This is a genomic window from Curtobacterium sp. VKM Ac-1395 (assembly GCF_015350975.1).
In the GTDB taxonomy this organism is placed as follows: domain Bacteria; phylum Actinomycetota; class Actinomycetes; order Actinomycetales; family Microbacteriaceae; genus Curtobacterium.
On the sequence record NZ_JADKRX010000003.1, the window covers coordinates 293,278 to 307,317 of the forward strand.

General features: G+C 68.1%; 18 protein-coding genes and 2 pseudogenes. 5 read left to right on the forward strand and 15 right to left on the reverse strand.

What is annotated here, in order from left to right:
• The 5 genes and pseudogenes from ITJ68_RS09965 to ITJ68_RS09985 form a co-directional block, all read right to left on the reverse strand.
• The coding region (locus ITJ68_RS09965) for a GntR family transcriptional regulator (protein WP_194661119.1) at positions 1-426 on the reverse strand (426 nt) is incomplete at its 3' end.
• The gene (locus ITJ68_RS09970) at positions 423-911 is read right to left on the reverse strand and encodes a hypothetical protein (RefSeq protein WP_194661120.1); all 489 of its coding nucleotides are present in this window, start codon (positions 909-911) and stop codon (positions 423-425) included. The genes ITJ68_RS09965 and ITJ68_RS09970, both read right to left, overlap by 4 nt.
• Before the next feature lie 651 nt (positions 912-1,562).
• Positions 1,563-1,799: pseudogene (locus ITJ68_RS09975) on the reverse strand (ATP-binding protein); the annotation flags it as partial.
• A 174-nt stretch (positions 1,800-1,973) separates the two neighbouring features.
• Positions 1,974-2,546, reverse strand: coding sequence for a uracil-DNA glycosylase family protein (locus ITJ68_RS09980; protein ID WP_323743272.1), 573 nt, complete (start codon positions 2,544-2,546; stop codon positions 1,974-1,976).
• Positions 2,543-3,709 carry a TDT family transporter gene (locus tag ITJ68_RS09985; RefSeq protein WP_228505202.1) on the reverse strand — a complete coding sequence of 389 codons (1,167 nt, stop codon included), beginning with the start codon at positions 3,707-3,709 and terminating at the stop codon, positions 2,543-2,545. Before ITJ68_RS09985 ends, ITJ68_RS09980 begins: the two co-directional genes overlap by 4 nt.
• A 63-nt stretch (positions 3,710-3,772) precedes the next feature.
• Here ITJ68_RS09985 and ITJ68_RS09990 point away from each other — a divergent pair, with 63 nt between their 5' ends.
• On the forward strand, positions 3,773-4,705 hold the full coding sequence (locus ITJ68_RS09990; RefSeq protein ID WP_228505333.1) for a LysR family transcriptional regulator: 933 nt from the start codon (positions 3,773-3,775) through the stop codon (positions 4,703-4,705).
• Here ITJ68_RS09990 and eno read toward each other — a convergent pair.
• From eno to ITJ68_RS10035, 9 genes are all read right to left on the reverse strand, one after another.
• Positions 4,690-6,024, reverse strand: coding sequence for a phosphopyruvate hydratase (gene eno, locus ITJ68_RS09995; protein WP_083393829.1), 1,335 nt, complete (start codon positions 6,022-6,024; stop codon positions 4,690-4,692). The two genes, ITJ68_RS09990 and eno, sit on opposite strands and share 16 nt — an antisense overlap.
• A 145-nt stretch (positions 6,025-6,169) precedes the next feature.
• Positions 6,170-6,655 (reverse strand): inorganic diphosphatase, encoded by a 486-nt coding sequence (locus ITJ68_RS10000; RefSeq protein ID WP_055960822.1) that lies wholly within the window; start codon positions 6,653-6,655, stop codon positions 6,170-6,172.
• Positions 6,656-6,681: 26 nt separating this feature from the next.
• Positions 6,682-7,053: a fluoride efflux transporter FluC gene (locus ITJ68_RS10005; protein WP_055960823.1), complete on the reverse strand. Its 372-nt coding sequence runs from the start codon at positions 7,051-7,053 to the stop codon at positions 6,682-6,684.
• A complete protein-coding gene (locus ITJ68_RS10010; protein ID WP_228505204.1) occupies positions 7,050-7,553 on the reverse strand; it encodes a fluoride efflux transporter FluC in 504 nt (167 codons plus the stop codon). Before ITJ68_RS10010 ends, ITJ68_RS10005 begins: the two co-directional genes overlap by 4 nt.
• Entirely contained in the window at positions 7,550-8,290 is a 741-nt protein-coding gene (locus ITJ68_RS10015) for a 2,3-diphosphoglycerate-dependent phosphoglycerate mutase (protein WP_323743273.1), read from the reverse strand. The genes ITJ68_RS10010 and ITJ68_RS10015 overlap by 4 nt, the downstream gene beginning before the upstream one ends.
• Entirely contained in the window at positions 8,287-8,877 is a 591-nt protein-coding gene (locus tag ITJ68_RS10020; RefSeq protein WP_228505206.1) for a universal stress protein, read from the reverse strand. The genes ITJ68_RS10015 and ITJ68_RS10020 overlap by 4 nt, the downstream gene beginning before the upstream one ends.
• 199 nt (positions 8,878-9,076) lie before the next feature.
• Positions 9,077-9,409 carry a hypothetical protein gene (locus ITJ68_RS10025; RefSeq protein WP_194661122.1) on the reverse strand — a complete coding sequence of 111 codons (333 nt, stop codon included), beginning with the start codon at positions 9,407-9,409 and terminating at the stop codon, positions 9,077-9,079.
• 466 nt (positions 9,410-9,875) lie between these two features.
• Complete coding sequence (locus tag ITJ68_RS10030) at positions 9,876-10,511, reverse strand: hypothetical protein (RefSeq protein ID WP_194661123.1); 636 nt, start codon at positions 10,509-10,511, stop codon at positions 9,876-9,878.
• A 490-nt stretch (positions 10,512-11,001) separates the two neighbouring features.
• Positions 11,002-11,595, reverse strand: coding sequence for a hypothetical protein (locus ITJ68_RS10035; protein WP_194661124.1), 594 nt, complete (start codon positions 11,593-11,595; stop codon positions 11,002-11,004).
• A gap of 198 nt (positions 11,596-11,793) precedes the next feature.
• On the opposite strand from ITJ68_RS10035, the gene ITJ68_RS10040 reads away from it, so the two are divergent.
• From ITJ68_RS10040 to ITJ68_RS10045, 3 genes and pseudogenes are all read left to right on the forward strand, one after another.
• Complete coding sequence (locus ITJ68_RS10040; protein WP_323743297.1) at positions 11,794-11,979, forward strand: helix-turn-helix domain-containing protein; 186 nt, start codon at positions 11,794-11,796, stop codon at positions 11,977-11,979.
• A 9-nt stretch (positions 11,980-11,988) separates the two neighbouring features.
• The gene (locus ITJ68_RS19020) at positions 11,989-12,141 is read left to right on the forward strand and encodes a hypothetical protein (RefSeq protein WP_228505208.1); all 153 of its coding nucleotides are present in this window, start codon (positions 11,989-11,991) and stop codon (positions 12,139-12,141) included.
• Positions 12,142-12,162: 21 nt separating this feature from the next.
• Positions 12,163-12,942 (forward strand): annotated as a pseudogene (locus tag ITJ68_RS10045) (alpha/beta fold hydrolase); the annotation flags it as partial.
• A gap of 157 nt (positions 12,943-13,099) precedes the next feature.
• Here the strand turns inward: ITJ68_RS10045 and ITJ68_RS10050 are convergent.
• Positions 13,100-13,291: a hypothetical protein gene (locus ITJ68_RS10050; RefSeq protein WP_194661126.1), complete on the reverse strand. Its 192-nt coding sequence runs from the start codon at positions 13,289-13,291 to the stop codon at positions 13,100-13,102.
• A 159-nt stretch (positions 13,292-13,450) separates the two neighbouring features.
• On the opposite strand from ITJ68_RS10050, the gene ITJ68_RS10055 reads away from it, so the two are divergent.
• On the forward strand, positions 13,451-13,666 hold the full coding sequence (locus ITJ68_RS10055) for a hypothetical protein (RefSeq protein ID WP_194661127.1): 216 nt from the start codon (positions 13,451-13,453) through the stop codon (positions 13,664-13,666).
• The last annotated feature ends 374 nt before the right edge of the window (positions 13,667-14,040 follow it).

Consider the following 14,040-nt stretch of genomic DNA (forward strand, 5'->3'; position numbering starts at 1 on the left):
CTGGTCCTGGTCCTGGTCCTGGTCCTGGTCCTGGTCCTGGTCCTGGTCCTGGTCCTGGTCCTGGTCCTGGTCCTGGTCCTGGTACGCAGCCTTCACCAACCGCACTGCTTCTGCTGAGCTGACACCGAGTGCACTCATGCCTTGGACGAAGGCGATGGCGGCGTGGTGTGCTCGTTCGCGAACGTCGTCGCCGTCCGTGGCCACCACGGTTCCGGCCCGCCGCCGGGTCACCACGAGGCCAGCAGCTTCGAGCTCCTTGTAGGCGCGACCAACCGTGTTCGTCGCGACGCCGAGATCCGCCGCCAAGCGCCGAACCGTCGGCAGTCGCATGCCCCCCAGCAGCTCCCCCTCGAGTATCTGCGCGCGGAGCTGCAGACGAATCTGCTCGTAGGGCGGCGTCGGCGACGTGTCGTCGAGGACGATCACGACGATGCGCTTCGCGCCGCGGGTCGATCTGCGGAGACGGAACGGAACGTTCTTGCCGGCCGGAAGACGATCATCGACACGGCGATCCCACCCATGACGTTGACCGCGACCCTGAACACCGTGACCGCCGCAGGTGTCGGGAGGGTCACGCCGAGCATCTCCAGCAGCAACGGGCTCGTGAAGAGGACAGCCAGGCTGCCCGTCAGTGTCGAGGCCCAGGCGAGGTCGCTCAGAGCGCTTCGCCGGATGAGGTCTTCGGCAGACAGCTCTGCTGCGCTGCTGGCCGTCGTGGAGCGTGCAGCGAGGCTCCGACCCCGCACCTCGAACATGATCAGCCCCAGCGACGCGACAACCGCCATGAGCACGGGCGGATCGAGCAGGAACGCCACGAGGGGCGACCTCGCAGACCAGTACTGCGTTGCACCCTGACGCATCGCGACCAGAGCGACCGTGACGATGAGGACCACCACCGCGAGGACGACCATCAGGCGAGCACACCACCGCAGTCGTGAGGGCACCAGGTCCTCGAAGCGCAGGTGCCGTGAGTGCGCCACTCTCGAGCTCGTGGGACTGCGTCTGGACCGAGGAACGCCGGCGACCACGAGCCCGATGACGCTGCCGAGCAGAGCCACAGCGACGATCAACCAGACAGCAGGGCTGCCCCTGTCGATCCCCAGGGCCCACACTTCGAACCCGGACAGCAGGGTGCCGCAGATCAGACCGAAACCAACACCAGCCAACCGGCGTCGACGCCACCGCAGCATGTGGGCATCGCTCCCCGGCGTGGTTCCGGAAGCGCTGTCGACACCGGCACGTCTGACGAGGGAGGCGACTGCGACGACCACTCCCACCGCGGCGGAGCACACGACAGCGACAGCTGTGGGCTGAGCGAGCAGCATCATGACCCCCCTCGTTTGTCGCAGGTTGTGTACCTTCCTGACGGGACACAAGCTCCCACAGAGCACCACCAGTTGTCCAGCGCAATCGGTCGACGATGGCGAGCGACCTCCGATCGACTTCGACTCCACAACTGTCGCCTGCCCGGTGTTGGCCCGTGGGATCGGACAGCAGGTCTGGGATCCGGCGTGTGACCAGCCTCGCTCTGTGTCGTCGTCTGCGCTGCGATCGTTGTCGGGTCAGGTGGTGCCGATGACGAGGGTGCTGCGGGCGCCTTCGACGACGTCGTTGGTGATGACGTCGAGCTCGTTGATCTTCATGACGCGTTTGATCGGAAGGAGGAGGCGCTCGATGAGCCGGAAGTTGCCGCGAGTGATGCGCTCGACGGCGGCGATGGCTTGCGCGTCGATGAAGTCGTCGGGGTCGCGTGTCTTGCCGAGCTTTCGCCATCGGCGTTCGAGGACGAAGAGCAGCTCGACGATGAGGAAGTCCAGCATCGTGTGGTCCTCCTGCCAGATCGCGTTCAAGCGGTCGGCGCGACGTCGGAGCAGCAGCTCAGATTTCGGGACTGGGTTCCGCTACGACACACGCCGCCTCGCACCCTGACGGAGCGCCGGTACGGACCGTCGTAGCGGAATCGTTCGTGTTCGTCACGTCTGTCGCGCTCGCGCGGCGAGCTGGAGTGCTTGCACGGAACGGAGGTGTTGTTCCGAGCGGTGGCGGCCGTTGGCGGGAGACGGATGTGGTGCTGCGATGACCGGAAGGAGTCGGGGGTGCTCGTCCAGGGTGAGGTGTCGCATGATGCCGTCGAGGGCGACGGCCCCGTACGTGACGATCGCAGTGAGCGCGGGGAGGGCCGCGAGCAGTGCGGCGAGGGCATGCCGCCCCTCGTCGATGTCCGCGAGCCGCACGCGGCCGGGGACTTCCCATGGGATGAGGTTCCAGCGGAGGTACTCGTTGCGTGCGAGTCCGGACTCGATGCGGGCTGCGCGGAACGCGGTCGCGGTCGGGCCCGGGTTGTCCTCGCTGCAGATCGCTGCGTGCGCTGCGGCGATGGTCTGGGGGCCGGGCGACTGCATCAGGACCAGCACGCGGCTTGATGTACCGCCGGATCGTGGGTCGAAGCTCGGAACGAACCGTCGCGAGCCGTCCGGTGCGGTGCGCCATGTCTCGGCGAGGGCGTTCAGCGATCGAACGTCCGCGAGCTCCTCGGCGGTGCTCACGCCGGCTGTGGCGGTGCCAGGAGGGTGCCACGGATGACGGATCCGTGGAAGGTGCGGACGGCAACGGTGATCCACGCGACGACGAGGCCGACGTAGTAGACAACTGCGAGGACGGCGACGACGGTCAGTCCTGAGTGCAGGGCGAGCCCGTTCAGGCCGGTGACGCAGGTCCCGACGGGGAACGTGAAGGACCACCAGGTCAGGCTGAACGGCAAGTGTTCGCGGGCGGTGCGGATGGTGATCGCGAGGGCGATGACGGTCCACAGCAGCGCGAAGCCGAGCATCGCGAACCCGTACACCAGCGCCACGACCAGCAGGGCATGCGCGGTACTCGCATCGACAACGGTGGGGGCGTTCGATGCGAGGAGGTTCACCGCGGTGATCGACTGTCCGACCGGCCCGAGGACGATCCACAGAGTCGGGACCATGCCCGCGGCACCGACCTTGTGCTGCGCGAGACGGTTCCAGATCAGCGTGATCACGACCAGCGACGTGATGAGGCTGAGGCCGAAGAAGCCGTAGCAGGACCACAGCAGCGTCTCCCGCGCCTGCCCGGCGGGGGCGTACGGCAGCAGGAGCGCACCGGTAGAGGCGGACACCATCGGCGGGACGATCGGCATCAACCAACCGCCGAACGCGGAGTCGGGCTTGTTCTCGTGGCGGGTGAACGCCAGGTACGGCACCAGGACTGCCGTGAGCAGTCCTCCGATGGTGCCGATGGTCCACAGGACCCAGTCGACGGTGACGGCGGCGGGCAGGCCGATCCAGTCCTTGCCGAGCAGGATCGTTCCGGCACCAACGGTGAGGAACGCCATCGGCGGTGCCCCGTAGAAGTGGGAGATCACCGGGTTGAGGTAGTGCCCGGCTGCAGTGCTCCGGTAGCGCATCCAGTGCAGCACCGTCGCGATCGTGAGGGCGACGAGGAGCACCGCGGCGATCGCCCACACGACCGTCGCCGCGAGGCGCAGCCCGGGGAACTGCAGCGGGAGTGACGCAGCTGCGACAGCGACGATCCCCGTGCCCATGATCGACGCGAACCAGTTCGGTGTGAGGTTCGACACGATCAGGCCTGGCCGCTCCAGGTCACGGAACAACGCCGTCTGCGGCCGTTGGGGCAGCTGGTTGCCGTTCGCGGGTGCAGGGTCGGTGCGGAGCGTTGTCATGGGCCAAGCCTGCGCGAATCCTGCCTCTGGCGGTACCCGGAACCTCTTGGCGGGGCACAATCAATGATTGTGGCACTACGGCGACTCACGGACCGAACCCTCGACCTCGACACACTCGACGTGCTCGCACGCGTCGCCGAGACCGGCTCCCTCTCCGCTGCCGCTGGAGCGCTCGACGTCACGCAACAGGCAGTGTCTGCTCGGATCCGGGTCGCCGAGCGCATGGTCGGTCACTTGTTGGTGCACCGCTCGACCACGGGGTCGGTGCTGACCGAGACCGGCCGGCTCGTCGTCGGGCTGGCCGGCCCGGTCCTCGACGCGTCTCGCCACCTCGAGGCAGGAGTGGCTGCGCTGCGGGCTCCCACGGGTTCGCTCGTCGTCGCAGCGTCACAGACGATCGCGGAGCTGCTGCTGCCGGGCTGGCTGCTCGAATTCCGCCGCCGCGAACCCGACGTGCGGGTGCGCCTGATCGCGGGCAACTCCGCCGCGGTGACGGACCTCGTGCAGTCGGGTGGCGCGAACCTCGGGTTCACGGAGACCCCGGTGACGGCGGCAGGTGTGTCCGCGCAGGTGATCGCGGACGATGAGCTCGCGGTCGTCGTTGCGCCGGAACATCCCTGGGCTCGGTCGACCGGGATCACTGCGGAGGTCCTGGCGGCGACGGCTCTGCTCCTGCGGGAAGAAGGTTCCGGAACTCGCGCGACCCTCGCCGCATGGCTCAGGGAGGCCGGTTTGAGCATGTCGGTTCCGGCCGCGGTGCTGGAGACCACGAGCATCATCCGGGCGAACGCGCAGGCTGGAATTGCACCGGCGGTGATGAGCCTTCGCACGGTCGCCGCCGACATCAACGACGGGTCGCTGGTGCGGGTCCCGCTCGCTGGGCCGCCACTTGCCCGGCCGTTGCGGGCGATCTGGTCGGGAGAGCCTCAGCCAGCTGGTTCTGCTTTCCTGCGCGTCGCCCACGAGGTGACCGGTCGGGGTCAGCGCAGCCCGTAGGGCAGCTCCGGATTGTTCTCCGCGATCTCGGTGAGCCGGTTGTACTTCGCGACGCGTTCTCCGCGGGCGGGTGCGCCGGACTTGATCTGTCCGGTTCCGGTGCCGACGACGAGGTCCGCGATGAACGTGTCGGTAGTCTCGCCGGACCGGTGCGACACCATGCTCCGCATCCCGAGCGAGCGTGCGACGCCGATCGCGTCGAGGGTCTGGGAGACGGTGCCGATCTGGTTCGGCTTGATGAGCGCCGCGTTCGAGAGCCCGTCCTTCCCACCGTCGCGGATGCGCTGCGGATCGGTGACGTAGAGATCATCGCCGACGATCTGGAGCATGTCGCCGAGCGCGAACGACATCGCCTTCCAGCCGCCGTGGTCATCTTCGGAGAAGCCGTCTTCGATGCTCCGGATCGGATACCGGCTGATGAGGTCGCGGTAGTAGTCGACCATGCCTGCGCGGTCGAGCCGGCGGTCCACGACCCGGTAGCTACCGTCACCGAGCGCGAACTCGTTCGCCGCCGGGTCGAGTGCGATCGCGACGGTGTCCACGCCGGGCTCGTAACCGGCGGCACTGATCGCGGCGACGAGGAGGTCGAGGGCCTCCTCGGGCGCGGCGATCGACGGGGCGAAGCCGCCTTCGTCCCCGAGACCGAGACTGCCGAACCGTTCCCGGACCAGTGCCGCCAGTGCGTGGTAGACGTCCGATCCGATCCGAACCGCGTCGGTCATGGTCTCGGCGTTCACCGGTGCGATCATGAACTCCTGGAAGTCGAGCGCGTTCGCTGCGTGCGCTCCGCCGTTGAGCACGTTGAAGTGCGGGACGGGCAGGCGGGGCGTGCTGCCGGTGACGTCTGCGATCCAACGCCAGAGCGGCAGCTCCGCTGCGGCGGCGAGAGCGCGTGCCATCGCGATCGAGGTCGCGACGACACTGTTCGCGCCGAGCCGGCGGTGGTTCGGGGTGCCGTCGAGGGCAGCGAGGGCGGCGTCGGCCTGCCCGATCGAGGTCCACGACTGGCCGGTGATCATCGGTGCGACGTCCGTCGTGATGAGGTGCAGTGCCTGGCTCACGTCGCGGCCGCCGTAGCTGCTGCCGCCGTCGCGAAGCTCGACAGCCTCGTGCGCGCCAGTGGATGCGCCTGCGGGGGCGTCACCGGTGACGACGGTGCCGTCCTCGAGCTCGAGACGCACCTGGATCGTCGGGTAGCCGCGGGAGTCGAGGATCCGGGAGCCGTGCAGGCTGCTGATGGTGACGGGGCGGCTGGTGTGGGTCACGTACTCGCCCTGATGGTGGGTGGTGTGGTGGACGTTGCTGATGTAGTCGTTCACGGCGGTTGTCGCCTTTCGGGTTGGTCGTGCGGGTGTGGGCCGCGGGGAGGCGGAGGGACGACCTCCTGGCGATCACTGGGCGCCAGTTGCCTCCCCACGGCGGTTCAGGGCGCGCACTGGATGGTGTCGGGTGCGCGGGTGCCGGTCAGGGGTGCGGGGTGAACCGTTCCTGTGCGGCGCGGATGATGGCTTCGGCGTCGACACGGTTCGCCCACCCGTTGGTGGTGACGTGCTTGCCGTGCTCGATCTCCTTGTAGTGGGCGAAGAAGTGCTCGATCTCCGCCAGGACCGGCTCCGCGACGTCGGAGATGTCCTGGACGTGGTCGAAGCGGACGTCTCCGGCGGGGACGGTGAGGATCTTGTCATCGCCGCCGTTCTCGTCGACCATGCGGAGCATCCCGACCGGGCGGACGTCGATGACGACGCCGGGGAACGTGGGCCGGGGCAGCAGCACGAGCGCGTCGAGGGGGTCGCCGTCATCGCCGAGAGTGTCGTCGATCGAGCCGTAGTCCTGCGGGAACACCATGCTGGTGAACACCGCCCGGTCCAGGCGGATCCGTCCGGTGGCGTGGTCGACCTCGTACTTGTTGCCGCTGCCGCGGGGGATCTCGATCGTGATGTCGAAGTGCATGAGCTGTTCTTCTCCCAGTCGGATGGTCAAGTGAGGGTGCCGAGGGTGACGCCCCCGGCGGCTGCGGCGACGGAGACGACGAGCATCCCGAGCCCGTTCACGGCAGCCGCGGTGGTGCGGCCGGTGCGTGCGAGGCGGACGGTCTCGAAGCTGGCGGTGCTGAACGTGGTGTAGCCACCCATGAGCCCTGTTCCGAGCACCGCGACGGGGGTGGCGCCGAGGTGACCGGCGGCGCCGGTGATCAAGCCCAGCAGGAACGAGCCGGTGATGTTGATGGTCAGCGTCCCGACCGGGAGCCGGAACTGTCGACCCCGGTTGATCGCACCATCCACGAAGAACCGTGCGGCCGCGCCGACACCGCCAGCGACAGCGACGCTGAGGAAGGCCAGGGCGCTCATGATGTGGCCCCGTTCGGTCGGACCAAACCCGCGATCGCGAGGCCGCTAGCGGTGGCGATCGCGCCGGCGAGGACCGTCAGGAGCCCGTACCCGGTGCCGGCCAACCCGCGGCCAGCGAGGAACAACACCGCGGTGCTGGTCGCGAGGGTGCTGTAGGTGGTGAACCCGCCGAGGACACCGGTTCCCAGGAGCAGGCGCAGTGTCCGGCGGCGACCCTCGTCAGGTCCGCGATGCGCGAGGTGTTCCAGCAGCACACCCAGGAGGAGCGCGCCGGCGATGTTGATCCAGAAGATCGCCCAGGACACTCCGTGCTGAGCGGGGAACGCGGTGCTGAGTCCGTCGCGTGCGGCGGTACCGATGGCGCCGCCGAGTGCGACGACACCGAGGTACCGCCAGCGCAGATGTACTGGCCGGGCGATACGTTCCGGGTCATTGGCGTCGATGTCCGGGTCGGGCGGGAGCTGGCCATCGGGCAGGTCCGTGTCCGTTCGGGAGGTCATGTTCCACCTTCCGCAGCGACCGCTGCCGCTGCTGCTCGTGCTGCCGGATGCAGGTACTCCCCACCCCGCGGACAGAATCCACCGTCGTCGAGCCGGTAGATCAGGGGTTCGCCCGTGGGGAGGTTCAGGTCCGCGAGCTCACCGTCAGTCAGGCCGTCCATGCAGGCACACAGTGCCCGCAGTGAGTTGCCGTGCGCGACGACGAGCACTGTCTGCCCGTCGCGGAGTGCCGGGGTGATGCGGTCCGACAGGACGGGTCGGACCCGGCGGATGACGTCGGAGAGTGTCTCGGTTCGACGAACTGCCGCCCACGGCAGTCCACGAAGCGCCGGCGTCCGCCGGAGCGCCAGCCACGCGCGGATCGACATGCGTGGCGGCCGGCCCGTGCGGGTCCGGCGAACAGCGAAGAACTGCTCCGCCCCCAACGTCGCTTGCGCATTCTGCTTGGACATGCCGGTGAGGGCGCCGTAGTTCCGCTCGTTCAACCGCCACGTCGACTCGATCGGCGCATCACGTCCGAGGACCTCGGTGACGATCTCCGCAGTGTGGAGCGCCCGCTCGAGCGTCGACGTGAGCACGAGGTCCGGTTGGATGCCGGCATGCAGGAGGAGCAACCCAGCCCGATTCGCTTCGGCGCTGCCCTGTTCGGTGAGCGCGACGTCTCGCAAGCCGGTGAAGGTGCCGGCAGCGTTCGCAGTGCTCTGTCCGTGGCGGAGCAGAACGAGCTGGCCGGTCACGGGGTGTCCCACGGCAGTGGGGCATCGAACCCGACCGGATCAACGGGCACCACGAGCACTGAACGGTGCTGTCGATGGGTCAGCCGTGCCGCGACCGACCCCGTGAAGAACTCCGCGATTCGACCCGCTCCCGTCCTGGCCCCGACGACCAGCATCGCCGCGTCGCGGTCTTCGGCCACCTGCGACAGAGCCCGGCTCGGGTCCCCGACACCCGGAACGAACGTGACGTCGACGCCGTAGGTCGTTGCGGCAGCACGTACTGCCGCCTCGTCACTGTCCGACAAGCCCTGCGGTGTCGTGTCAGCGGTGTCAGGGTCGATCGGTTCCACCATCACCGACCCGTCCGAGCGCGTACCGGCATCGATGAGCGACGCATCCACGCTGACGCACACCAGCGTCGTACCGAAGCGCCGCGCGATGGACGCCGCAACCTCGATCACCCCCGGCGCGAGGCCGGGTGGGACACCGACGACGACCGGTCCGGTACCGATTGGTGCTGTCATGACACTCCCTACCTCAGGCGCGCCGAAACGCGACCAGCTGAGATAGGGACTGTTGTCGACGACTGTCGAGGTTGGGTCCGGCAAGCCCCACTGCCGGGTCCGAAGACACCACCAGTATGCACCCGAACCCCTGATCGCGCGAGCCGTCTCGCACACCCGTGACGTCCCGACACCGAAGGACGCGATCACGACGACACGGATCGACGCTGCCCACAGATCTGGCGGAAGCGTTCAGGCCTCGGTGGGACCGCTCGATGGCCGATCGGCTGTCGAGGTGGTCACCTCAAGTGGCCACTGGTCCGAACCAGAGCAGGATCGGCCCCAGGGCGAGCAGGATCGCGCTGAGGGCCGCGACTGTCTCGCTGCGGGTGGCGACAGCCTGATCCCGGGACCGTGTCGCCAGCACCAAGGCGGTCCATGCGCCGCCCCACGGTCCCACGGCCAGCAAGAAGACGATCGGGTAGAGGAAGAGACTGCCCGCGCCGCCGGTCAGGAGCACGGGAACCCACATGATCGCCCAGAGGATCGCGAAGCCCGTCGCGGAGCAGACAAGCAGCACCAGCGCTGCGGTGGACGGTCCGGTCTTCGACGGCTCGGGCTGAACAGGCGACCACACAGCGTGAGACTATCGAGACCGTCGCAGCCGGATCCACTTCCGGAGACCACATGTCGGCGGCCCGTGCCCCGGTTCGCCCTCCGCCGGCGGTGTGGACGCGTGGCGGGATTCCGGTTGACGCGGCCCGCCCCGGTGGACTGCGTGTCCAGGTCGGGGCTTCGCCACCGGGCGGCGAGGAGTGCCGGCCCAGCCGTACGTGACCACGGTCAGAGCGGAGCGGGCATGTCTCGTTCTCACTAGCCAGCCCGCGGCCGACGAGTCGAGCGTGAGACCCGCCACGACGGGATCGGCAGACGGGACGCGCTCGAGCAGGTGCTCAGAGATCGTGAAGACGTGCGCGTATCGACAATTCGGACGCTGGCGATGCGTGTCTCCGCGGAGCAGGAGGCGCACTGGCCGCGGTTCGCAGCCGCTGCGATGCTCGCAGCAGAGGAGGACCGCGGATGTGTTCGCGCCACAGTCTGGGTCAGCTGGGCTGGTGCGCGGCGAGGAACCGTCCCGCTCTCCGGTACATCACCGCGAGCTGGACGAACACGGCGATGAAGCAGGCGGACACGGCGACTTCGAGTAAGCGGAGGTAGAGGACATCCGTGCTCACCGCTGTCGAGGCGGCGAACAGCATCATCGCGGCGTAGATCGGCGCCATCCCGAGCGTGGCTCTCCGGCTCTGAGCAGCGACCGCAGTCACGATGTCGGCATGTTCGGCATCGAGCGGTTCCTTGTCCGCGATCTGGCGTTGGACTGACCGCTTCTCAGCCCGCGAGAGTGGACTGCTCACGAACCGCCAGCGAGTGATGTAGTGCCCGGTCCGGTAGGCCCACGCGAAACCCACTCCGCCAACGATGAACCCGACGGCCAGGAGCGCCACCTGCACCAGCAACCGCACGGTCGAGGTGTCCCCCGTCTGGTCACCGTGCCCTGCGGTCGGCAGGATCAGCGCAAGGCCCACTCCAGCGGCCCACGAGAGCAGAACGAGGGTCCCCACCCAGACCAGGACGCGGGTTCGACGGCGGAGTGTCCCGTCATCCGTCAGACCCTCGGCGAGCCGCGCAGCGGCAGTCCATCGATCCGGATCCACAGGCGTGGTGTCAGCGGGAGGCATCCTGGTGTTCCTGTCGTCGAGGTCGCTGTAACCCTAGCGAGAACGGTCGCGTCCGCCGTCTTCAGGAGCCGTTGCCAGCCGGGCCGAGCGGGGTCGTCCCGAGGCCTGGGACTAGCTGTCCAGGAGAACAACCCAGATCGTCATCAGGACTCCTACGACAGTGGTCAGCGCCATCGCGCTCCAGAACCACGGGGCACCTGGTCGGCGGAGCAGGCTCCCTTGGCCGAATCCGTACTCGCGAACCGTCAGTACCGCGGATCGCACGAAGAGGCCGAGCGCGCCGAGTAGGACGAGCACGAGCGCTGACCAGGTCCACCAGGAGCACTCCATGGCGTCAGACTGCCGCAGACAACGCGGCTTCGCATGGAGAGCGTTCGCTCGGTGGTCGGCATGCTCGACCGCGTCCGGCATGCCGAGCCACGTTCGGACGGGCTGACCGCGTCTCGTGCAGACCCCATGGCTCGGAGACGTCGGTACGGCGCGGGCTCGGTCAGCGGATCGTGCCCAGCGCAGACGCAATCCGACTGATCGTCCGGCGCATCGCGTACTCGTCCTGCGCCGGCTGGTCGTCGGCCACCCACAGGTGGACCGCTCCGGGCCCCAGTGTCCTGGGCGCGAGGTGGACCACGATCCCCCATCTGTACGCGACACCGCGCGGCGTGGGCTCGGTGAACACATCGAAGCCGAGCACCTCCGAACGGAGGGCGATCGGTGTCCCCTGCCCGTCATTGCGCGTCGACCAACTCGTGATCCCCGTGCGATCGAAACCGAGGTCGCACGGGAACGAGACACGCAGCCTCGGGCTCCAGGCCGAGAGGTCGGCGGCCGTCGTTTCCGCCGCATGCGCGGTGATGAACGCGGTACCGGGATGAGTCTCGGCCTTCTGCCGAAGCCGCGCCCGCCGGCGGTGGTTGACCTCAGTGGTGACGCAGGCAACGCCGATCACGAATGTGATGAGGATGCCGAGACGGAGCTCGGTGCACAGTGCCCGTCCCCCGTCGGTGCCGATCAGGACCGCGACGGCGATCGTCGCGACTCCGAAGGCGACGGTGATGGCGGCGAGGAGGATCGTCGACGGGCGCACGGCTCGACGATGCCAGAACTCGACGCGCCGTGGAATGCCCGCACGCTCACAGTGAGCACGACGTCCGCGGACTGAGAACCGGCCGATCGACGATCGGCTACCGGGACACGATGCGACGTTCTCTTGCCAACGACGAGCTCCGACCTGAAGGGCCGACAACCGAAGCTCAGCACCGCGCAGCAGCGACATCTCCTTGAAGTGCACCGAGCCGGCACGCACTCGATACAGGAGCTCGCTGAGCCCTTCGCCATCGGCCGAGCCACCGTCTACCGCTGCATCGAGCGGCAGTCCCACCACAACCACCAACCGAACCGGCATCCGCTCCCGGACCTCGTCCGAGAGCGGATCGCTCATCGACACGGAATGTCCCATGCCCGTCGGTAGCGTTGAGGCATGGCCCACAACCGCCACAAGCCGTACCGGACAAGCATGATCGACGTGGACGGCGGTGCGTCGCTCCACTGCGAAGAGTCGGGCGCCGAAGACGGCGTCCCCGCGCTCTGGCTCCACGGTGGGCCCGGAGGGTCCCTGGGCAGCGGCTGGTAACGCACCCACTTCGACCCGTCCCGCTACCGCCTCATCGGGATCGATCAGCGCGGCTCGGGCAGGAGCCAGAGCCCGGACAGCGACCACGCCGACTCGGTGACTTGGCAGAACACCCAGCAGCTCATCGACGACATCGAAGTGGTCCGCATGGCACTCGGCATCGACACGTGGGTCGTCACGGGGATCTCCTGGGGCACCACGCTCGCCATGGCGTACGCACAACAGCACCCGGAGCGAGTCCGAGCGCTCGCGCTCATGGCCGTCACCACGACCAGTCGCAGGGAGGTCGACTGGATCACGGAAGGCGTCGGCCGCCTGTTCCCCGCCGAGTGGGACGCGTTCAACCGCGCGAGCCACCGGCGCCCCGGCGAACGGCTCGTCGAGGCCTACGCACGGCAGCTCGTGTCGCAGGACGCCGCCGTCCGCGAAGCAGCAGCAGCGGCCTGGGATCGCTGGGAGAACGTGCACGTCTCGCTGGATCACCCTGAGATCCGAGACCAGGGGCACATCGGACCTGCGCGACGTGAGGAGTTCGCAAGGCTGGTGACGCACTACTGGAGCAACGACGCCTTCTTGCCCGGTGACCAAGCAGTCCTCGCTCGTCTGGACCGCATCCGACACATCCCGACCACGCTCGTCCACGGGCGTCGCGACGTCAGCGGTCCTGCGGAAACGGCCTGGCGCCTCCACAAGGGCCTGCCGGAAAGCACACTGACCATCGCGGAACGCGAAGGACACGGCGGCCCTGAGCAGAGCGAAGCACTGACACGCGCGCTCGACCAGCACGCCAACCGGGCCTGAACCGGCAGGGGCAGGCTGAGCCCGTTCAAGGATCGGGTAACGGACGCGGAAGGTCCGTCAGAGCGGTCAGTCGCCAATATAGCGCCCAGCCTGGCAGTGAACCGAAGAGTGACCAGCGGAACAGCATCGCGGGCCGGGCGCCTCCAGCCAGAGCACGTCAGGCGTAGAACAGCAACTCCCACAGACCGACGAACCCCAGCACGATGGACGCCGCGCATGTGGCCATCGCCAGCACGGTGACTACTTGGAGGAATAGCCACTCGGCACGGATCTCCGACGACAAGCGAGTCGTCAGCAGTGTCGCGGCGAATGAGACCGGCAGGCCGGCCATCCGCACGACCGCCTCCACGGCTGCAGCGCAGGGCTCAACAGCGGACGGCGCGGGGTACGCCGGCCCGACCTGTTTCGGCGTCCAGGTCACCTACCCCGCGAACGCCGACGACGCCCGCAGACACTCTCTCCGCCGCACGACTTCGACCGTGCATCATCTTCTCCGTACCCTTACGCCATGACCGACGACCCGATGCGCGACCTCATCGAGGAGGCGACCACGACCGTCGCAACTGGCGGCGACATGAGGCGAGCGGTCGGCCTCATCAGCCTCCTGTCCCTCGTCACCACGAGCGTTGCTGCGGTGACGGCTGGAACCATCGCCCTCGTCGTGTTCCTCATCATCCTGTCGCCGTTCGCCTTCCTGCTCGGCTTCGGACTACTGCTCGGCTGACCGGGATACGAGACCGGGGTGAGTCCGGTAGCGGATCGGCTGTTGGTACATTCATCGACGATCACAGCATCTTCGATCGCTGCGATCTACCCTGTCGAAATGGTGGCATCTCGGGACAAGGCCGCAATGAGTCGTCCGCGCCGAGCGGCGCTTCCTGCTGGAGTAGTCCTCGCTGGTGCGGTCTTCGCGGTCGGGATGTTCAGCCTCGGGAAGATCAGGTACAGCTCCGTGAGCTGGGAATCGGTGGGTGTCGCCTCGGGGGTCGCGATCCCGCTGGGAGTCGCGGTGGCGGCTACCGTCGCCCGGGTTGGAGTGATTGTGAGGAACCGTGCGGAAGATGAATGCGTGGCGCATCCGGTCCGCCGTGCATCGGT

Excerpts from the sequence above, each read along its gene's own strand:
- ITJ68_RS09970 (WP_194661120.1), bottom strand. The coding sequence starts at position 911 with ATGGTCGTCCTCGCGGTGGTGGTCCTCATCGTCACGGTCGCTCTGGTC.
- ITJ68_RS09985 (WP_228505202.1), bottom strand. The coding sequence starts at position 3,709 with ATGACAACGCTCCGCACCGACCCTGCACCCGCGAACGGCAACCAGCTG.
- ITJ68_RS09990 (WP_228505333.1), top strand. The coding sequence starts at position 3,773 with ATGATTGTGGCACTACGGCGACTCACGGACCGAACCCTCGACCTCGAC.
- ITJ68_RS10000 (WP_055960822.1), bottom strand. The coding sequence starts at position 6,655 with ATGCACTTCGACATCACGATCGAGATCCCCCGCGGCAGCGGCAACAAG.
- ITJ68_RS10005 (WP_055960823.1), bottom strand. The coding sequence starts at position 7,053 with ATGAGCGCCCTGGCCTTCCTCAGCGTCGCTGTCGCTGGCGGTGTCGGC.
- ITJ68_RS10010 (WP_228505204.1), bottom strand. The coding sequence starts at position 7,553 with ATGACCTCCCGAACGGACACGGACCTGCCCGATGGCCAGCTCCCGCCC.
- ITJ68_RS10030 (WP_194661123.1), bottom strand. The coding sequence starts at position 10,511 with ATGCCTCCCGCTGACACCACGCCTGTGGATCCGGATCGATGGACTGCC.
- ITJ68_RS19020 (WP_228505208.1), top strand. The coding sequence starts at position 11,989 with ATGGCCCACAACCGCCACAAGCCGTACCGGACAAGCATGATCGACGTG.
- ITJ68_RS10055 (WP_194661127.1), top strand. The coding sequence starts at position 13,451 with ATGACCGACGACCCGATGCGCGACCTCATCGAGGAGGCGACCACGACC.